Below are 16,891 nucleotides of genomic sequence, written 5' to 3'. Positions count from 1 at the left end.
AGGGCGTATGCGGTGTTTGCACCAAGTGATTTGGTCGCAAAAGAAGAACCATCTTCCAACGATTCAGAACTCCCAGCAACAGCAACAAACATGTATAACTGGTTACTCGCAGGAATCCTCTTCATCATTATTGGAGCAGGCGCTCTTTTAAGACAGCGTCGGAGAGACGTATAATAACAAAAAAAGGGACAGTCCCCCAGCGCTTTAGCGCAACGGGGGACTGTCCCTGATTTTTATATTTCCAACTTTTTATAGGTGCTTATTTTATATTGTTGGCTTAATTTATGGGCCTTTTTATGTAATGCATTCTTATTTCGTTCCTTTAATTCGTTAACAAATTTGATAGCCACTTTACTTTGTAATTCTTTTCGTAGCTCATTTAGTTCTTTTATGTAAGGTCTGGTATCGACTTCGTACTTATTACTATCTATTGATTTTCCTTTTGTCAAATGTTCATGGTCGGTCACAATTACGGCTTGGTTAATGTTTTTCTTTTTTATCATTCTTAATGCGACCAATACGGCCAGGAATTCACTTACATTTGATTTGGCTGTTTTTATATTCCAAACAGATGATATACCGGTAACTGTTTCCCAATTTTCAACCAGTACCAACCCAGTCCCTGCTTGGTGCTTTTTGGAACTGTAGGAGCCATCAACGATAAAAAATGGTACATCCTGAGGAATCTTCTGACAAAGAGGCATTAAGAATGATTTTATGGAGTTTTCAGTTGAAGTTGCCTTAGGACTCTGCGTTTTCTTCTCCTTCGTAGCTTTCTTGGAACTTTGGACCTGCTTCTCTACCTCTCTTGTTACTGTACCCTGCCGATAATAATCCAGAATATCCTGAACGTGAAAGAACTTCTTTTCTCCGACTTTCTCAAAGGGCATTTCCTTTTTACACAGGCCCACCAATTTCTCTTTAGTGATTCTTAGTGTTTCCACTATGATTTCTTCCGTGACATATTTTTCTAGTGTACGCCCCTTTTTATCTCGAAACTCACTCTCAAGCCGCTCTTGTGAGGGTTTGTAGGTCTTCAGCCAGGTCCTTATTTCACTTTCTAAAAATCGATATTCATTGCCAATCAAATAGTGAGGCATGCCATCATCTATATAGGCACTCATTTGAGTCTTCGTTACTTTTAATTTTTGAATAAGTTCTCCCTTTAAAAGTAAAGCTACCGGGGATTTTTGTTGTGCTGATGTCGCGATTATCCTCACCTGCATTCTCTAATCTACTATTCCATTAGGGTCTGTTTATATTCATTATATTACCTTAGTAAAATAAATAAATCCTAAACTTTTACAATTTTTTTATGGATATCGAGGTGAAAACCTACATTTATCAGGGATAAAGGCGTATTTAACTAATCGTTTGATTAGTAGCAGAATAAGGGGATTTTCAGAGAATGATGTCATGACCCGGGAAATTTCTCATTTATTGCTGAACAAGGAGGTCTTTTGTAAATAGTTTTTCACCAAACTTTTTATGAGAAACTAGGAAGCAACCGCATAAGAAAGCGGTTCAAGCCCGTTCTACTCAAACGTTTGAATAGTATAGCATATAAGTAAATCGGTCGATGTTTGTCACCAGTACCTACATTTACTTAAAAATTGGCTCTGTTAAACTTGCCTGTTGATTTCCGCTCCAGTCGCTTCGCTTTCCGTGGGCGTTTCGGCGAGCCTCCTCGGCGCTTGCGCCTGCGGGGTCTCTCCTGAACCGTACTCCCACAGGAGTCTTCGCGCCTTCCGCTCCAATCAACAGGGTGTATAAATCAACACTGTTCTTTAACACAGCCTAAAAATTTAATAGTCACTCTTACCTACTAATAGTAAAATAAAGGTAAAAATATCTGATGGGGGAGATTATACATGGATTGCTTACATATTAGAAAAATGGAAGAGACCGATAAAGAGTTTATCATTGGATTATCGACTCGATTTACCGAGTTTGATTTTATGGAGTGGCGAGATCCTCAAGTAATGAAAGACGCTCAATTAAAGATGGCCCAAGAAGCGGTCCATAGCAACGATCCTGATTCTGATATTTTTGTAGTAGAAGATGAGGGGAAAAACTTATTAGGTTTCCTTCATATGACAAAAAATGTAGATTACTTTTCCGGAGAAGAACAAGGTTATATTTCCTCCATTGCCGTTGCGAAAGAGGGCGAGGGGAAAGGAATTGCAAGGAAGCTGATGGAGAAAGCCGAAGCGTGGACAAGAAGTAAAGGATACAAGCAACTAACCTTGAATGTCTTTGGGCAGAACGAAAGAGCGATCAATCTCTATAAAAAATTCAACTTTGAAAACGAGATTGTGAAAATGGTGAAAGAATTATAATTTTCGGGGACAGTCCCCCAGCGCTTTAGCGCAACGGGGGACTGTCCCCCTCTTTTTTTTATGTCGACAGGTTTTGTAAGATGTTGTAAAATAAACTCTAGTTTAACGTAACATTATAAAGAACTAATTGTGCTGTATATAGTATGATTGTCCCATAAATCATCAAAATCACCTAAATTATGTAACTTTCGAACGAGGAAAAAAGTCCCGTAATTCTACATAATCAACCACTTGTATCCGAAACAAACCGAAAATTTTTTCCGTTAACCTCGGTTTTTTTAAAAAAATAAAAAAATTCCAAGAGTAATAGAGAAGGATTTACTTCCTTTAGAGAATGGTTCACAAGGGGAAATAAACATGATTGTCACGTTAATAAACAAAGAAAACATCAACTCCATCACCTTACCTGAAAAAATCCAGGGGCAGTATTGGATCTATGACACCCATCCCAACAACTCCAAAAAACTGGTCGGGATCGAAGGCTCAAATGGTGAGTGGATTCTAAAGTCCAACAAAGATGCCAAGATTGTTGATTCTTCAGGCACCTCGATTCGAAATACCGTTTTACAGCCATTAAGCATTTACCATTTGGCCATCGAAGGCCAAGGACACAAAATACTTGTTTTCGCAGAGCCCAACACAGAAGACCGCCAAACCTTCACCAAATTTATAGTCGACCAGGATATGGACATTCACATAGGAAGAAACGAGAAAAACCATATCGTCCTATCGAACCAATTTGTATCCGCCTCCCATGCCAAACTAACTATTTTTAATGGCCAATGGCGCATCGTTGACATGGATAGCACGAACGGGACCTTTGTCAATGGCGTCCGAGTGAAAAACAGCGAATTAAAGATGGGTGACATCATATACATAATGGGATTGAAAATCATCATTGGCAGCTGCTTCTTGGCCTTCAATAATCCGGATGGGATGGTATCCTTCCGGAAACATGCACTCAAGCCATTTATCCCTCAAGTCGTAGAAACTCCCGACGAAGAAGAGGATGAATTCGAGGCACCAGCCGTCGATTATTTTTACCGATCCCCTCGCTTTAAAAGAGACATCGAAAAGGCAGTTTTTAAAATAGATTCACCGCCGCCTAATGCTATTGGGGAAGAAATGCCGATGATGCTGGTGATTGGTCCATCGATGACCATGGGGATGGCCTCCATGGCGACAGCTATTTTCGCCATCAATAACGCCATGGCAACAGGCGATATCTCACGGGCCATGCCTTCCATTATTATGTCAGGAAGCATGCTGCTCGGAACCATCCTCTGGCCTGTTTTATCAAAAAAGTATGATATGAGACGAAGAAGGAAAAAAGAGAAAATCCGCCAGCAAAAATACAAAGAGTATCTAGATAAATTTGCCGTCCTATTTAATGAAGAGTCCCATAAGCAAGAGGAAATCTTACGGGAAAATTATGTTCCCATTACAGATGTGGTCCAGCGGATTGAACAGGTTGACCGCAACCTTTGGGAACGAGGACCCGGACAAAATGATTTCTTGAAGCTAAGAGTAGGAATCGGAGACGGTCTGTTATCCGCGGACATCAACTACTCTGAGAAAAAATTCTCGATCGATGACGACAACCTGCAGGAAGAGCTATACACCTTGTGCGAATCGCCAAAGGTTTTGAAAAACATCCCCATCACCCTATCGTTATTTGAAGAATATATCACTGGAATCATTGGCTACCGCAAACAAGCGACGGAATTCGCCAAAGGGTTGATTTTCCAATTGGCGGCACTGTATAGCTATGACGAAGTAAAGATGGTCTTCATTTATGAGCAGGAGGAAGAAGCCGAGTTTGGTTTTACCAAATGGCTACCGCATGTGTGGAGCCAGGATAATAAGTTCCGTTTCATTGCCACGAATCACAATGAGGTGAAGGAAGTTTCCGCGTTCCTTGAAAAAGAAATCGACCTCCGCTCGCAAATCAATGAGAGTGAGCTAGACGATGTGACGCCTTATTACATTGTGTTTGCGATGAGTAAGAATCTGGCTATCCGGGCTGAGATGCTGAAGCAGGTCTATGCCAAGAAAAAAAATCTCCATATCAGTGTTGTTACCTTTTATGATGAACTGAAAAATCTCCCGAAAGAATGCACGATGGTGGTGGAGGTGGAAGAACACAGCGGGAAGCTCTTCGATAAAGATGATCTCACGGGCCAATCGACGTCCTTTGTTCCTGACATTTACGTTACATCAGACCCAAATGAGCTGAGTGTGAAGCTCGCGAACATTCCGCTGGATACACTCGGCCATTCGTTCCACCTCCCGCAAATGGTTACCTTTTTAGAGCTATTTGGGGTAGGGAAAGTGGAGCATCTCAATGCGTTGACCAGATGGCAGGACAATGATCCCACGAAGTCACTGGAAGCGCCTGTCGGTGTGGACACTTTAGGGGAACTATTCAAGCTTGATTTACATGAGAAATTCCATGGACCGCATGGATTGGTTGCGGGGATGACGGGTTCCGGTAAGAGTGAGTTTATCATGACCTACATCTTATCCCTGGCCGTGAACTATCATCCGAATGAAGTGGCGTTTATCTTAATCGATTATAAAGGCGGCGGCATGGCGAAATCCTTTGAAAAATTGCCACACACGGCTGGCATCATCACCAACTTAGACGGTGCCATGATCAAACGCTCGCTGGTTTCGATTGAAAGCGAATTGAAGCGTAGGCAGGCCCTTTTTGCAGAGGCAAGTAAGCTGATTGGCGAGAGCAATATCGATATTTACAGCTATCAAAAGCTGGTTCGTGAAGGCGTCGTGACCGAACCACTACAGCATTTATTCATCATCTCGGATGAGTTTGCTGAATTAAAAACACAGCAGCCGGAGTTTATGGCGCAGCTAGTCAGTGCCGCCCGGATTGGACGAAGCTTGGGCGTGCATTTGATCCTCGCAACGCAAAAGCCAAGCGGTGTCGTCGACGACCAAATTTGGAGTAACAGTAAATTTAGGGTCAGCTTAAAGGTTCAAGAACGGGCAGACAGTATGGATATGCTGAAGCGGCCGGATGCGGCGGAACTGACAGATACCGGACGATTCTATCTTCAAGTGGGCTATAACGAATTGTTTGAGATGGGTCAGTCGGCCTGGGCAGGTGCTCCTTATTATCCATCCGATAAAGTGGTGGTCGAAAAGGACAACAGTGTCGTGGTCATTGACCGAAATGGCCGCCCGATTAAACAGGCAAAAATCGATAAAAAGAGAAGCCTGTTTGCTAATCCGAAAAAGCAGCTCGATGTCATTACCGACTACCTGCACACGATTGCGGAGGAAGAACGGATTCGTATTCGCCCACTGTGGCTGGATCCGATTCCTTCTATGATTTTACTAGACGATGTGAAGCGAAAATACAACGCTAGAAACAACCAGTCATTCGTGCTGAATCCCGTCATTGGTGAGTATGATGACCCGGTTAGACAGCAGCAATGCTTGCTGCGTCTGCCGCTTTCGGAAGAAGGGAATACGATTGTCTACGGGGTGGCCGGTAGTGGAAAAACCACCTTCATCACGACGATGGTGTATTCGCTCATCCAAGAACATACGCCAGATGAAGTCAACATCTATTTACTAGATTTTGCGTCAGAAACGTTACGGGCTTTTGCCAAAGCACCGCATGTGGGCGATGTGATTCTCTCTTATGAAAGTGAGAAAGTTAGCAACCTATTTAAGCTTCTGCAAAGCGAAGTGGAAAAACGGAAGAAGCTATTCGCTGATTATGGCGGCGATCATGCGTCCTATGTGAAGGCAACTGGCGAGAAGCTGCCATCCATCGTGGTGGCGATTAATAACTTTGCTGCTTTTACAGAAATATACGAGGAAAAAGAAACAGCGGTCAGCTTCCTTTCACGCGAAGGGACCAAGTATGGCATCTATTTCGTCTTAACGGCGCTTGGCACCAATGCGGTCCGGTTCAGGTTGCTGCAAAACTTCAAACAATTGATTACGTTGCAGTTAAATGATGAATCCGACTATTCCACAGTCGTGGGCAAAACGGATGGGTTGTTCCCATCGAAGTTCAAAGGCAGAGGCTTGGTGAAAAAAGACGCAGTGTACGAATTCCAAATCGCAAGCGTCACCGATGCACCGGTTCTATTTACGTTTATTCAACAGGTATGTCAAAAGCTGCAGGTCGTTTGGAAAGGTCATGCTGCGAAAAAGATTCCTATTTTACCAGAGTATGTGGATTTTGAATTCTTGGCAGACTACGTGGGGCCACAGAAGAGTCTCACCATCCCGATTGGGGTTGAAAAGAACTCCTTGAATGTTCACTACTATCCATTCGGACAGTTCTATGTCTCGATGATTCTATCTGCTGGTACCGAGCATCAGTCCTTAACGCATGACGTATCGGTGTTTATGGCAGAGAAATGTGGATTGGATGTAACGATGCTTGATGCGCAGCAGAGCTTTGCTGATAAAAATAACAAGGCCGTTACCTACTATTCTACGGTTAAAGAGTTTGAGCAGGTGATGGATGAACTGTTTGAGCTAGTAGTCTACCGAAATAACACCTTTAAAGAGGCGTTAGAGCAGGGAAGGGAGATTCCGTCCTTTGACCAAAAAATTATTGTCATCAATAGCATCGCAGCCTTGAAAAATGGTCTATCTGGTCAAAGTGCTGAAAAGCTAGCTTTGATTCTGGAAAAGGGTGAAGCGAAGTATAACCTCACGATTATTTTTGCCGAGCAGGCGAAGAATCTGTCAGGGGTCTCCTATGATAAGTGGTATAAACACCATATGAATCAGGGGGATGGCATTTGGGTTGGCAGCGGGATTACCGAGCAATATCAGCTGAAGCCGTCGAAGACGACGTCTGAATTGCGTGAGGAAATGACCGCTGACTTTGGTTTCTCCTTACAAAAAGGAAAGAGTGTCAAAGTCAAACTAGTCAACTCTGAAAAGGAGGAGGACACCAATGAATAAAGTCCTTGTTGAAATTTTTCTTCCTGCTGCCAATAAGAGTTTTGATGTATACCTTCCGCTCGAAAGCAAAATGAGTGAGGTCTTGGTCTTAGTGTCTACGCTCTTAAGCGACCTGTCCGATGGCAAATACAAAGCGATGGGCAATCCTGTCTTGTGTGACGCGTCATCGGGAATTATTTTCAATATTAACATGGCTGTATCGGAACTGGGCATTCAAAACGGTTCCAAGCTCATGCTGATATAAATTTTTTAAGCAAGGTAAAAGTACTTGTTGATTGAAGCGAAGCGACTGGAGCGGAAATCAACAAGTCACATTACCAAAGCTAAATTTTTCAAAAGAAGAAAGGGGTATAGAAAATGGGGAAACGAATCAAAGTCACTCCACAAGAACTTGAAACAGCTTCGAAGAAACTAACAGAGCTATCTGAAACGTACACAGGGATTTACACTCAGTTAATGCAGGCTGCAGGAACCATGGGTGAAGCCTGGGAGGGTGAGGATAATCTTGCCTTCGTTGATCAAATCAATGGCTTCAACGAAGATTTAAAGAATATGGCGGATAAACTAGCAACGGCTGGTCAGGCGCTAGAAGCCCAAAGAGCCAATTATGTGGCTACACAAGAAAATAATATGGTTCAAGTAAGAAAGTTAACAAACTAATAAATTAACATACACGCAAAGGAGTGAAGGGAATGGCTGGACATATTAAAGTCAATACGGCTCAAGTGGCCGACATTGCATCAACAATTGAGCGTTTAAATAGACAACTAGCAGAAGAATTGAAAACTAGTCAGAATACGATTAAAAATCTTTCGAACACTTGGGATGGTGAAGCAGCCCAAGCAACGATTGCTTCCTATGAAGAGTTCGCGGCGAAGTTCTTCCAGAATTACTACGATATCCTTGATAACTACGTGAAATTCCTACGAATCAACGTCGACCAAGGATACTTCGAAACAGAAAGCGTCAACACCAACTTAGCTGACGCGTTCAAATAGGGGACAGTCCCCTGCTATGGTAACGCGTTACTAACCTGAGGGACAGTCCCCCGTCATGGTAATGCGTTACCACCCTGGGGGACTGTCCCTCACACCTAAACTTTGAAAACAATACCGTTTGGATAATATAAATATAGATTAAAAAAACATTGGAGAAGTAGCTGATGAAAAAATTCATAGTTAGTATTTTTTTAGTACTTTTAGTGGCAGGAGTGAGTGGATGTATGAGCCAACAACCAACGAAAGAGGAAAAGAAGACGAGTGAATCAGCGATGCTTTCTTACTTGGATAAGAAGTACGACCAGAACTTTTCGGCGATCAACTATATCCCGGCCAAGCGGGGTTTCAATGACAGCATGAACCTGAACATTTTAGTGGCGAAATCAGAAGACGGCATTCTAGTCAATGTTCGTGAAAGATTGTCTAAGCCAGGTCAGTTTTTTGATGATTATCGCAATGCCCTTGCTTCTAAATCCATTAAGGACAAAATCAATTATGGGTCCATTGAAAACCTGCATCTAGCAAAAACCTATATCACTCTTACTCCCGAAGTTGAACCCGAAGATGTAAAAAATGGGGTATCTAGCTTAGCAAAAGACGATGTCATTATGGTGTTTAGTATCGTGTCCGTTTCTAGCGACGCCGATGAAAAAACGCTCAAGGCATTATACGATGTTTATCAGCAACTTCAATCCTTAGGCTATCCAGACACCGCCCTTATCGTTGCCTTCTCGCCTGACAAAGACAAAGCAGAATCGTACGTCAATAATTTCTTCCTTTATGGAAATCAAAAGTGGGAAGAGTACGATAAATCGGTGAAACACGTATTGAAGGTAAACGAAAACGGATTATCCTTTGACGAATTTAAGAATCAACTGAAGTAGGGGGGTGGATGGATGCCTAATCAAAAAGATGGAACCGAACAAGTTCCACTTAGTGAGCTGAGGGATCAGCAAAATGCCGTGTTAAATAAACTTGCCTATGCCAACGTCATTGATGAATGGAAGCCTGGACAATCCTTATATAAACTGGTGGCCCAGGTAGATACCGACTTGGCAGTAGAACTGAAAGCGGCCGGACTACAACATCTGGTCATCAAGGATTATGTGAATAAGAACGCCCACTCTGGATTTTGCGCGATTGCGTTCGAAGACCCGAAGACCGGGGAAGTCGGCATGTCCTTCAGGGGAACGGAAGGCATGGATGACCTGCTCCACGACCCAAAGGATATGGCGGATAATACATTAACTGCATCCATTGGGGTCTCTCCACAGTCATTAGAGGCGATTGCTTTTTTTGAAAAAAATGAAGAGAAGAGCGGAAAAAACTATCTATTTGGTCACTCGAAAGGCGGCGAACTAGCGGCCGAGGTGTATGCAACGAATTATACCAATGTTCTTGGGGTTCACATCATTAACCCACAGCCAATCAATCCCTATAAGCTCGGTCCCGATCAATTAGCGGCCCTTCAGTCGAAAAAGTTTGATGCGGTAGTCGTAAACGGAGACCTTGTATCCTGGTTAGGGCGAACTCCTTATCCCGTTCGATATGTTGAAAACAATGGCACACAGCCAGGCTTTTTTGGTCCACATTCGATTGATTCTATGAAACTAGATAATCGGGGCTATGCCGTAATTGAGAAGGATCCTTTTTCAGGCTATGCCTGGCAAGGTCTAGCCTCCACCATTGCGACCGCCGTTATGGGTGATATTCAAAGCCATCTAAGGGTGTATTCCTTCGCCATTAATACGGTGGTTCGCGTCGGCAATTTCATGATCAATGACCTGCCAGACATGGTCCACAAGTTTGTGAACTACCTCAAAGAGGAAATTGATAGATTCCGAGTGATTTCCAATGCAGCCAGAACGGCCTTAATCCAGTTCGTCGGCAGTCTTGTCAAAGGCGTTTCTCTCTTGTTCAAACTGGCCTTCAATGCAGGATACCGATATGCAACGGCCAATCCTTTGATAAAAGTAGATACCTATAAACTACGAAACTATGCCGATCAATTAGAGAGCATAAACAGAAGAATTAGCCAAATTGACCGCAGGATGGATTCTCTCTATTTAAAAGCGGGCTTCTCAGATTTATGGAATCTGCTGCAGGCGGATTTATTTACGGAAGAAAGTTGGAATATCAAGAAGTGTATCTATTATCTAAACGAAACGGCCGACGATTTTGAAACGGTGGAACGGAAGATTATCCAACAGTTGTAATGGGGGGCTGGGGGCATGAATGAAAGTGGACAGCAGGAGCTCTATTTAATCAAACAAGAGCTTCAAAATATTATCAACGAGTTAGAGAGTATTGCAGCGAGTATCCAAAGTGATTTTGAAGGAATCGGTAATGAAAAATGCGCTTCAAAAGTGAACCGAATTGCAGAGCAATACAGATTTATAAAGGGGAAACTCAACAATATCGATACCTCCAAGGTTACCGAAGAGTTCGCCAAAAGTCATGGTGGAGCTGCCACTTCCAAATAAGGACAGAAAGAAGGGGTAACGATGGCTGATAGGATTAAAGTTGATACAGAGCGTGTGTCTGCTGCCGCAAAACAAATCGCGCAGTATAACCGGAAAATCAGAGAGGATTTTTCTGCAGTGGAAGCAGCGATGAGAGCATTAAATAACGTATGGGACGGCACGGCCTCTAGTCAGGCACTGAGTGCATTTCATGACTTGAAGCATGCCTATGACGAACCGCGCTATGAAGTGATGAATAACTATGTGACCTTTTTACACCAGCAGGTGGATCCGGGCTATACCCAAACAGAGAATACGAATGTCTCGTTAGCGGATCGGTTTAAATGATAGTTTCATAGCCTAAGGGGGGACGGAATTGAGTAACTTTATAAAGGTAAACCACCGAGAATTTGAAGCGGCTGCCGATGCCATTGACACCTATGTAACCAGCCATAATAAAAACATGGACGCGGCAGGGCAAGAGGTAAAAACCCTTTCTGCCACTTGGCAGGGTACTGACAGCTCGCAATTTCAAAATCAGTGGAATCAGTTGACGGAGGCGGATTCAACCTCACGAAACATGACAAAGGCGTTAACAAATTATGCGGACTTTTTACGATATGCGGCGGGCCAATATAAGGACGCGCAATCGAAAGCGGTCAATCGCGCGAACGGCCTTTAAGAGTAGATTTTGATATTCGGGTGATTTTTTATGGGAAGAACAACAGTTGAACAAAATAAAAATGATTATACCGTGGTCAATCGGCTAGCGTATCCTGAAGCCATCAATGAACGGGAATTACGCGCCATTGCTGGAGGCGTAGTCGATGGACTCATTCCTGTAACGACGGAGAAAACCAAGAAGGGTGTTCTCATTCAAAGTACGGTCGAGGATATGATCTCCTTGAAGTCCTATTTTAGCAGTGTGGTCAGTAAGAAGATGTTTCTGGATACGCTGATTCAATTGGCGGCGATTGTGAAGGCATGCGAAAAGAATTTGATGAATGTGAACAATTTGATGCTCGACTGGGACTATATTTTTCTAGACCCGCGGACGAAAAAGGTGAAATGCCTGTTCTGGCCAATTGTGAATAATCAACAGACTGTCGTCCTAGCTGAATTTTTCCGGGAGCTGCCGTTCTGCGTTGTTTTTTCCAAACATGAAGACGCTAGGTATGTAGCCAGCTATATTGAATTTTTCAAGAGCCAGGTTCCTTTTTCTATTAATCAATTTGAAAAATTTATCTTTGGCCTGATGGGGAAAATTGTAGAGAACAAGTCTCATATTCCGTCTGGTTCTACGGGACCGGAGCCGCAGGACGCTAAAGTGGAGGAGAAAAAAGGGAATACCGGTGGGAATGTGGCCTATAATCCGTTCGCGAGCCATGAGGGAACCCAGAAGGAGGAGCTCCCACAAGTGAGTGAGACGTCTGTGTTAGGCTTGTTGGATGTGGACGGCGGGACCACGGTGCTGGGTGCGGACCTGTTCGAGGAACCGTGCTATCCGTATGTGGTAAGAGAAAAAACGCAGGAAAAAATCACGATTAACCGGACCTCTTTTCGAATTGGAAAAGAACGTCAGCAATGTGACTATGTGGTTTCCGATAATAACGCGGTGAGCCGCAATCATGCAGACATCCTCACGAGGAATGGCCGCTATTATATTGTCGACAACGGCTCTACTAATAAGACTTTCGTCGATGGGCGAGTGATTCCAGTGGAAAAAGAGATGGAGATCTTCTCAAGAACTAAATTACGACTTGCCAACGAGGACTTTATTTTTTATATTTGAGCTTCTGTTCAGATTGACCTAGATGGCACAAAAAGCTAACCAACAAGGAGTTTGGAGATGGAAGTATTAACTGCAGCATGCACCGATATTGGATTGAAAAAAGAAACCAATCAAGACAGCTACCTGCTAAAGATGGCAGAAACCTCTCTGGGAAAGGTCGTCTTGGCCGTCATCTGTGATGGGATGGGCGGGCTTTCCCAGGGAGAAGTCGCCAGCGCGAGTGTCATCCATGCTTTTTCCGATTGGTTCGACAAAGAGTTGCCTGTTCAGCTTGCCTTGCAGGATTGGAACGAGATTCAGTATCGATGGGGCCGAATTATTCAAGAGCAGAATCAGCGGATTGCCGAATACGGACGTGAAATCAAGATTCAGCTGGGAACCACGTTGACCGCTTTACTGCTCATTGATTCCTTCCACCTGCTGATTGGTCATGTCGGCGACTCGAGAGTCTATCGAATCGACCAGGATGTCGAGGTGCTGACGGACGATCAGACGGTCGTAGGGAGAGAGCTGAAACGAGGCCGAATCACGCCGGAACAAGCGAAGAGAGATCCGCGCAGAAATGTCCTCCTGCAGTGCATCGGGGCATCCAAACTGGTGGAACCTGAATTCATCCATGGCAAGCCAACTCGGGGGGAAGTTTATATGCTTTGTTCGGATGGATTTCGCCATGTGATTACTGAAGGTGAAATCTATCGTGCTTTATCGCCACGTGTTCTCGTGGACGAAAGGGTCATGACACAAAAGGCAAGAGAATTGGTGGAGCTCAATAAACAGCGGAATGAAACAGATAATATCACTGTTTTGCTTGTGAAAATTCAGTAAGGATGGGGAAAAACTTTGGCAGCTATTGGGTCTGTAATAGACGGTAAATACGAAATACTCAAGCTGATTGGACAAGGTGGTATGTCAAAGGTATACCTCGCCATGGACAAACGGCTCAATAAACAGTGGGCAGTAAAAGAAATTGAAAAAAGAGGAAGAGACAAGAACAACGAAGTCATCATCCAGAGTGCGATTGCTGAAGCCAACATGATTAAGAGGCTGGACCATCCGGCATTGCCGCGGATTGTCGACATCATCGATAACGGCCAGGTGATTTTTGTCATCATGGACTATATCGAAGGGGAGCCGTTGAGCAAGATTTTAGATGAGTATGGCGCGCAGCCTCAGGAACTGGTCATCGATTGGGCGAAGCAGCTTTGCGAGGTGCTCGATTATTTACATACTTGTGATCCTGCCATCATTTATCGCGATATGAAGCCGGCCAATGTCATGCTGAAGCCGGACGGGCATTTGAAGCTCATTGATTTCGGAATCGCGCGGGAGTTTAAGGAACAAAATCTAGCGGATACGGTCAGCCTTGGAACGAAAGGGTATGCCGCCCCGGAACAGTTCGGAGGCAAAGGACAAACCGATGCCAGAACGGATGTCTATTGTTTGGGTGTGACCCTTTATCATTTGGTAACGGGGCAGAACCCTTGTGAGCCCCCTTACGAATTATATCCAATCCGCGAATGGAATCCGCACTTATCGGGCGGTTTGGAAAAAATTATTCAAAAATGTACCCAGCTTAATCCGGATGACCGGTATCAGTCCTGTGCCGAGCTGTTATATGCGCTCAATCATTATGAGCAGGTAGATGACTTGTACCGGGCGAAGCAAAAACGGAAGCTGCGCAATTTTGGCCTGGTGGCTGGGGCCGCGGTGTTGTGTTTGGGTTTGGGCGTATTGGGTCAAGTAATGCAAACGAAGACCAATAATGCGGACTACGATAATAACATCCAAATGGCAGAAAAAGCGGCCACCGATGATCTGAAGGTGGACTATTATTTGAAGGCGATTGAGATTAAGCCAACGGAGAAGCCAGCCTATGTCGGTTTACTCGACGCTTTTAAAGGGGATGCCGCTTTTACGGTAGGGGAAGAAGAGCAGCTGAAGAAAAAGGTGAACGCGCATCTCAGTGAGATTCGTAGTAATCCTAAGTACGGTGATTTGGCGTTTGATATCGGCAAAACCTATTGGTACTACTACAATTATGGAAAAACTGAGACGAATGACAATCAAGTGACGAGAATGAAAAGCTCAATTCAGTGGTTTGAGGATGCAGTTCGGTATGGCTCAAAGAATCGCGACTATTACGAGATGGCTACCATTTACCGGGATATCGGCCGGTTCAATCGGGACATCACGCTCAACATTGAAGAGGCATCCGATAAAGGGAAGTACAAGCCCTATTGGGAGGACATGAAGCATCTGATTCAGATGATCGACCAGAATCCCGACGAAAGTGAGATTGTGAAGCTCGAGCTCTACAAATTAACGATGTATTCCATTGAAACGTATGCAAGGAAGTTTAAGCTTGATGGAGTGAGGGAAAGCGACATCCGATCGGTAGCCGAAGCGGTTAAGCAGAGCGCGAATCAGGTAGCTGTCACCACAGAAAAAACGGAAATAATCAAAAATGAGGTGATTAGTCGTTTTGCTACAGCCGAACAAGCGATTGATCATGCGTATCGAAAGGAATAAGGGGGGATTCGAATGGATGCAACCACGTGGCAAATCATTTCCATTGTCGGATATTCCCTGGCAGGCGCGCTCCTGATCACGGCCATCGTGTTGTTTTTTAAGATGAAGGTTCCGGCGATTATCGGCGAGTTCACGGGCCGGACGGCAGCCAGGCAGATTCAAGAAATCCGTGAGCATCGTGGCAATAAGCGCCATCAGCCGAATGTCTTTGATGTAGACCCGGAGATAATAAGGGAGCCTGTGGTTTCTGACGAGTTGGAGCCGGTTAATCGCACCGTGCTCGAGGCAAAGGGAGAGACGGAGGATCACTCCGGACCAACTGTACTGGGTAGCTTGCCTACCGAGGTTTTAGATCCGGACCAGCAAGAGCGCTACTTGTATCCGGAGGCTTTTTCAGAAGAGGGTTCTGAGGGGACCGAGGTGCTGGTTGAAGATAGGGACGTTTGGAAAGGGCAGGCTAGTGAGAAAGAAGAGCGGTACGCATTTACTGATGTGCTGAACGCTGAGGGCGGTCAGTTTGTTGAAAAAGAGGAGAGGTATTCGTTAACGGACGTACTGAGCGATGGTAGTGAAGAGAGGTCGCTTGAAAAAGAAGAGCAGTATTCGTTAACGGATGTACTAAGCGATGGTTTTGAAGAGAGATTGCTTGAAAAAGAAGAGCGGTACTCGCTAACGGATGTACTGTCTGATGAGGGGAAGAGGCTGCCTGTTTCAAAAGAGGAGAGGTTTTCGTTAACGGATGTGCTGGATGAAGATCGGAAGGAAAAACCTTTTTCAAAAAAGGACCGATATGCGCTAACAGATGTACTGAACGCTTATCGGGAGGGGCAGCCGCTTGAAAAAGAGGTGCTTTATGCGTTAACGGACATACTGAACGATGAGAAAAAGGCAATTTCTTCTGAGGGACGGATAGCGGCAACGGGAAAGCGATCATCCTCTGATCGAGTGGTCCCGTTATCTCTGACTGAAATCCTAGGTAACTATAAAGAAGGTGAGCCTCCTACCGTTGATGCAGGAAAAGAGTTGCTTTTATCCTTAACCGAAGTGCTTTCTAATGAAAAAGAAGCGACGATGGAAGCCAAATCAAAAGAACGCGAGGTTCTTTTATCATTGACTGAAATTCTGACTACAAATCAAGAAAAACCATCCGCATCCGTTGAGGTGCCGAAAGAGGTACTTTTATCGCTGACGGAAATTTTGTCAAAAAATACAGGGGTTGTCTCGAATAGCGCTGAAAAGGATTCAAAAGAAGCAATGCCTGTCTCGACGGATGAGAGAGAGGTGCTGAGACCTCGAACGGAAGTGCTATCGGAAAAAAGAGAGGATCAAATGCCCCGAACGGATGTGTTAACAACTGAGACCGAGGTTCTGGATTATGGGACTGAGTTATTAGCGGAAGATCAAGAAACCACCGTATTATATCCGACTGCTGAACTAGAAAATGAGAGCGAGAAGGATGTTCCAACGGTTGCATTTAAGGTAGTGAAGGACATTAAGGTTACTCATACAAACAAGAAGATTTGAGTGGGTTACGGATTCGGACAAAGAAGAGTGTGAAACTATCAAGATAGTCAGAAGAAGTCTGAACTTCTGACGAAGATGGGTAAGAAACCATCAAGATAGTCAGAAGAAGTCCGAACTTCTGACAAAGATGAGCAAGAAACTATCAAGATAGTCAGAAGAAGCTTGAACTTCTGACAAAGATGAGCGAGAAACCATCAAGATAGTCAGAAGAAGCTTGAACTTCTGACAAAGATGAGCAAGAAACTATCAAGATAGTCAGAAGAAGCTTGAACTTCTGACAAAGATGAGCGAGAA

Annotated in this window: 16 protein-coding genes; 15 read left to right on the top strand and 1 reads right to left on the bottom strand. The window is 44.2% G+C overall.

Annotated features, from left to right (window positions below):
- Positions 1 to 12: 12 nt before the first annotated feature.
- Complete coding sequence (locus tag AC3A54_RS16875; protein ID WP_487655341.1) at positions 13 to 174, top strand: LPXTG cell wall anchor domain-containing protein; 162 nt, start codon at positions 13 to 15, stop codon at positions 172 to 174.
- Between the two features lie 59 nt (positions 175 to 233).
- On the opposite strand, the gene AC3A54_RS16870 is transcribed toward AC3A54_RS16875, so the two are convergent.
- Positions 234 to 1,226 (bottom strand): reverse transcriptase-like protein, encoded by a 993-nt coding sequence (locus AC3A54_RS16870; RefSeq protein WP_487655340.1) that lies wholly within the window; start codon positions 1,224 to 1,226, stop codon positions 234 to 236.
- A 645-nt stretch (positions 1,227 to 1,871) separates the two neighbouring features.
- Between AC3A54_RS16870 and AC3A54_RS16865 the strand changes: the two genes are divergently transcribed.
- The 14 genes from AC3A54_RS16865 (at position 1,872) to AC3A54_RS16800 (ending at position 16,597) form a co-directional block, all read left to right on the top strand.
- Positions 1,872 to 2,339: an N-acetyltransferase family protein gene (locus AC3A54_RS16865; protein WP_487655339.1), complete on the top strand. Its 468-nt coding sequence runs from the start codon at positions 1,872 to 1,874 to the stop codon at positions 2,337 to 2,339.
- A gap of 357 nt (positions 2,340 to 2,696) precedes the next feature.
- Positions 2,697 to 7,292 (top strand): type VII secretion protein EssC, encoded by a 4,596-nt coding sequence (essC, locus tag AC3A54_RS16860; RefSeq protein WP_487655338.1) that lies wholly within the window; start codon positions 2,697 to 2,699, stop codon positions 7,290 to 7,292.
- The gene (locus AC3A54_RS16855; protein ID WP_487655337.1) at positions 7,285 to 7,536 is read left to right on the top strand and encodes a ubiquitin family protein; all 252 of its coding nucleotides are present in this window, start codon (positions 7,285 to 7,287) and stop codon (positions 7,534 to 7,536) included. The genes essC and AC3A54_RS16855 overlap by 8 nt, the downstream gene beginning before the upstream one ends.
- Before the next feature lie 113 nt (positions 7,537 to 7,649).
- Positions 7,650 to 7,952 (top strand): WXG100 family type VII secretion target, encoded by a 303-nt coding sequence (locus tag AC3A54_RS16850; protein ID WP_335528177.1) that lies wholly within the window; start codon positions 7,650 to 7,652, stop codon positions 7,950 to 7,952.
- Positions 7,953 to 7,984: 32 nt separating this feature from the next.
- A complete protein-coding gene (locus AC3A54_RS16845) occupies positions 7,985 to 8,290 on the top strand; it encodes a WXG100 family type VII secretion target (protein ID WP_308082244.1) in 306 nt (101 codons plus the stop codon).
- 164 nt (positions 8,291 to 8,454) lie between these two features.
- Positions 8,455 to 9,174: a hypothetical protein gene (locus tag AC3A54_RS16840; RefSeq protein ID WP_335544296.1), complete on the top strand. Its 720-nt coding sequence runs from the start codon at positions 8,455 to 8,457 to the stop codon at positions 9,172 to 9,174.
- A 12-nt stretch (positions 9,175 to 9,186) separates the two neighbouring features.
- Positions 9,187 to 10,506 (top strand): hypothetical protein, encoded by a 1,320-nt coding sequence (locus tag AC3A54_RS16835; RefSeq protein ID WP_487655336.1) that lies wholly within the window; start codon positions 9,187 to 9,189, stop codon positions 10,504 to 10,506.
- A 15-nt stretch (positions 10,507 to 10,521) separates the two neighbouring features.
- Positions 10,522 to 10,773 (top strand): hypothetical protein, encoded by a 252-nt coding sequence (locus AC3A54_RS16830; RefSeq protein WP_487655335.1) that lies wholly within the window; start codon positions 10,522 to 10,524, stop codon positions 10,771 to 10,773.
- 21 nt (positions 10,774 to 10,794) lie between these two features.
- Positions 10,795 to 11,100 (top strand): WXG100 family type VII secretion target, encoded by a 306-nt coding sequence (locus tag AC3A54_RS16825; RefSeq protein ID WP_335544293.1) that lies wholly within the window; start codon positions 10,795 to 10,797, stop codon positions 11,098 to 11,100.
- A gap of 28 nt (positions 11,101 to 11,128) precedes the next feature.
- Positions 11,129 to 11,434: a WXG100 family type VII secretion target gene (locus tag AC3A54_RS16820; RefSeq protein ID WP_335544292.1), complete on the top strand. Its 306-nt coding sequence runs from the start codon at positions 11,129 to 11,131 to the stop codon at positions 11,432 to 11,434.
- Between the two features lie 30 nt (positions 11,435 to 11,464).
- Complete coding sequence (locus tag AC3A54_RS16815) at positions 11,465 to 12,544, top strand: FHA domain-containing protein (protein ID WP_487655334.1); 1,080 nt, start codon at positions 11,465 to 11,467, stop codon at positions 12,542 to 12,544.
- Between the two features lie 57 nt (positions 12,545 to 12,601).
- Positions 12,602 to 13,369, top strand: coding sequence for a PP2C family protein-serine/threonine phosphatase (locus AC3A54_RS16810; protein WP_335544290.1), 768 nt, complete (start codon positions 12,602 to 12,604; stop codon positions 13,367 to 13,369).
- A 15-nt stretch (positions 13,370 to 13,384) separates the two neighbouring features.
- Positions 13,385 to 15,073, top strand: coding sequence for a serine/threonine protein kinase (locus AC3A54_RS16805; RefSeq protein ID WP_487655333.1), 1,689 nt, complete (start codon positions 13,385 to 13,387; stop codon positions 15,071 to 15,073).
- Between the two features lie 12 nt (positions 15,074 to 15,085).
- On the top strand, positions 15,086 to 16,597 hold the full coding sequence (locus AC3A54_RS16800; protein ID WP_487655332.1) for a hypothetical protein: 1,512 nt from the start codon (positions 15,086 to 15,088) through the stop codon (positions 16,595 to 16,597).
- The last annotated feature ends 294 nt before the right edge of the window (positions 16,598 to 16,891 follow it).

It is taken from the genome of Neobacillus sp. Soil_C_43, assembly GCF_057656715.1.
This window is presented reverse-complemented; position numbering and strand designations above follow the sequence as displayed.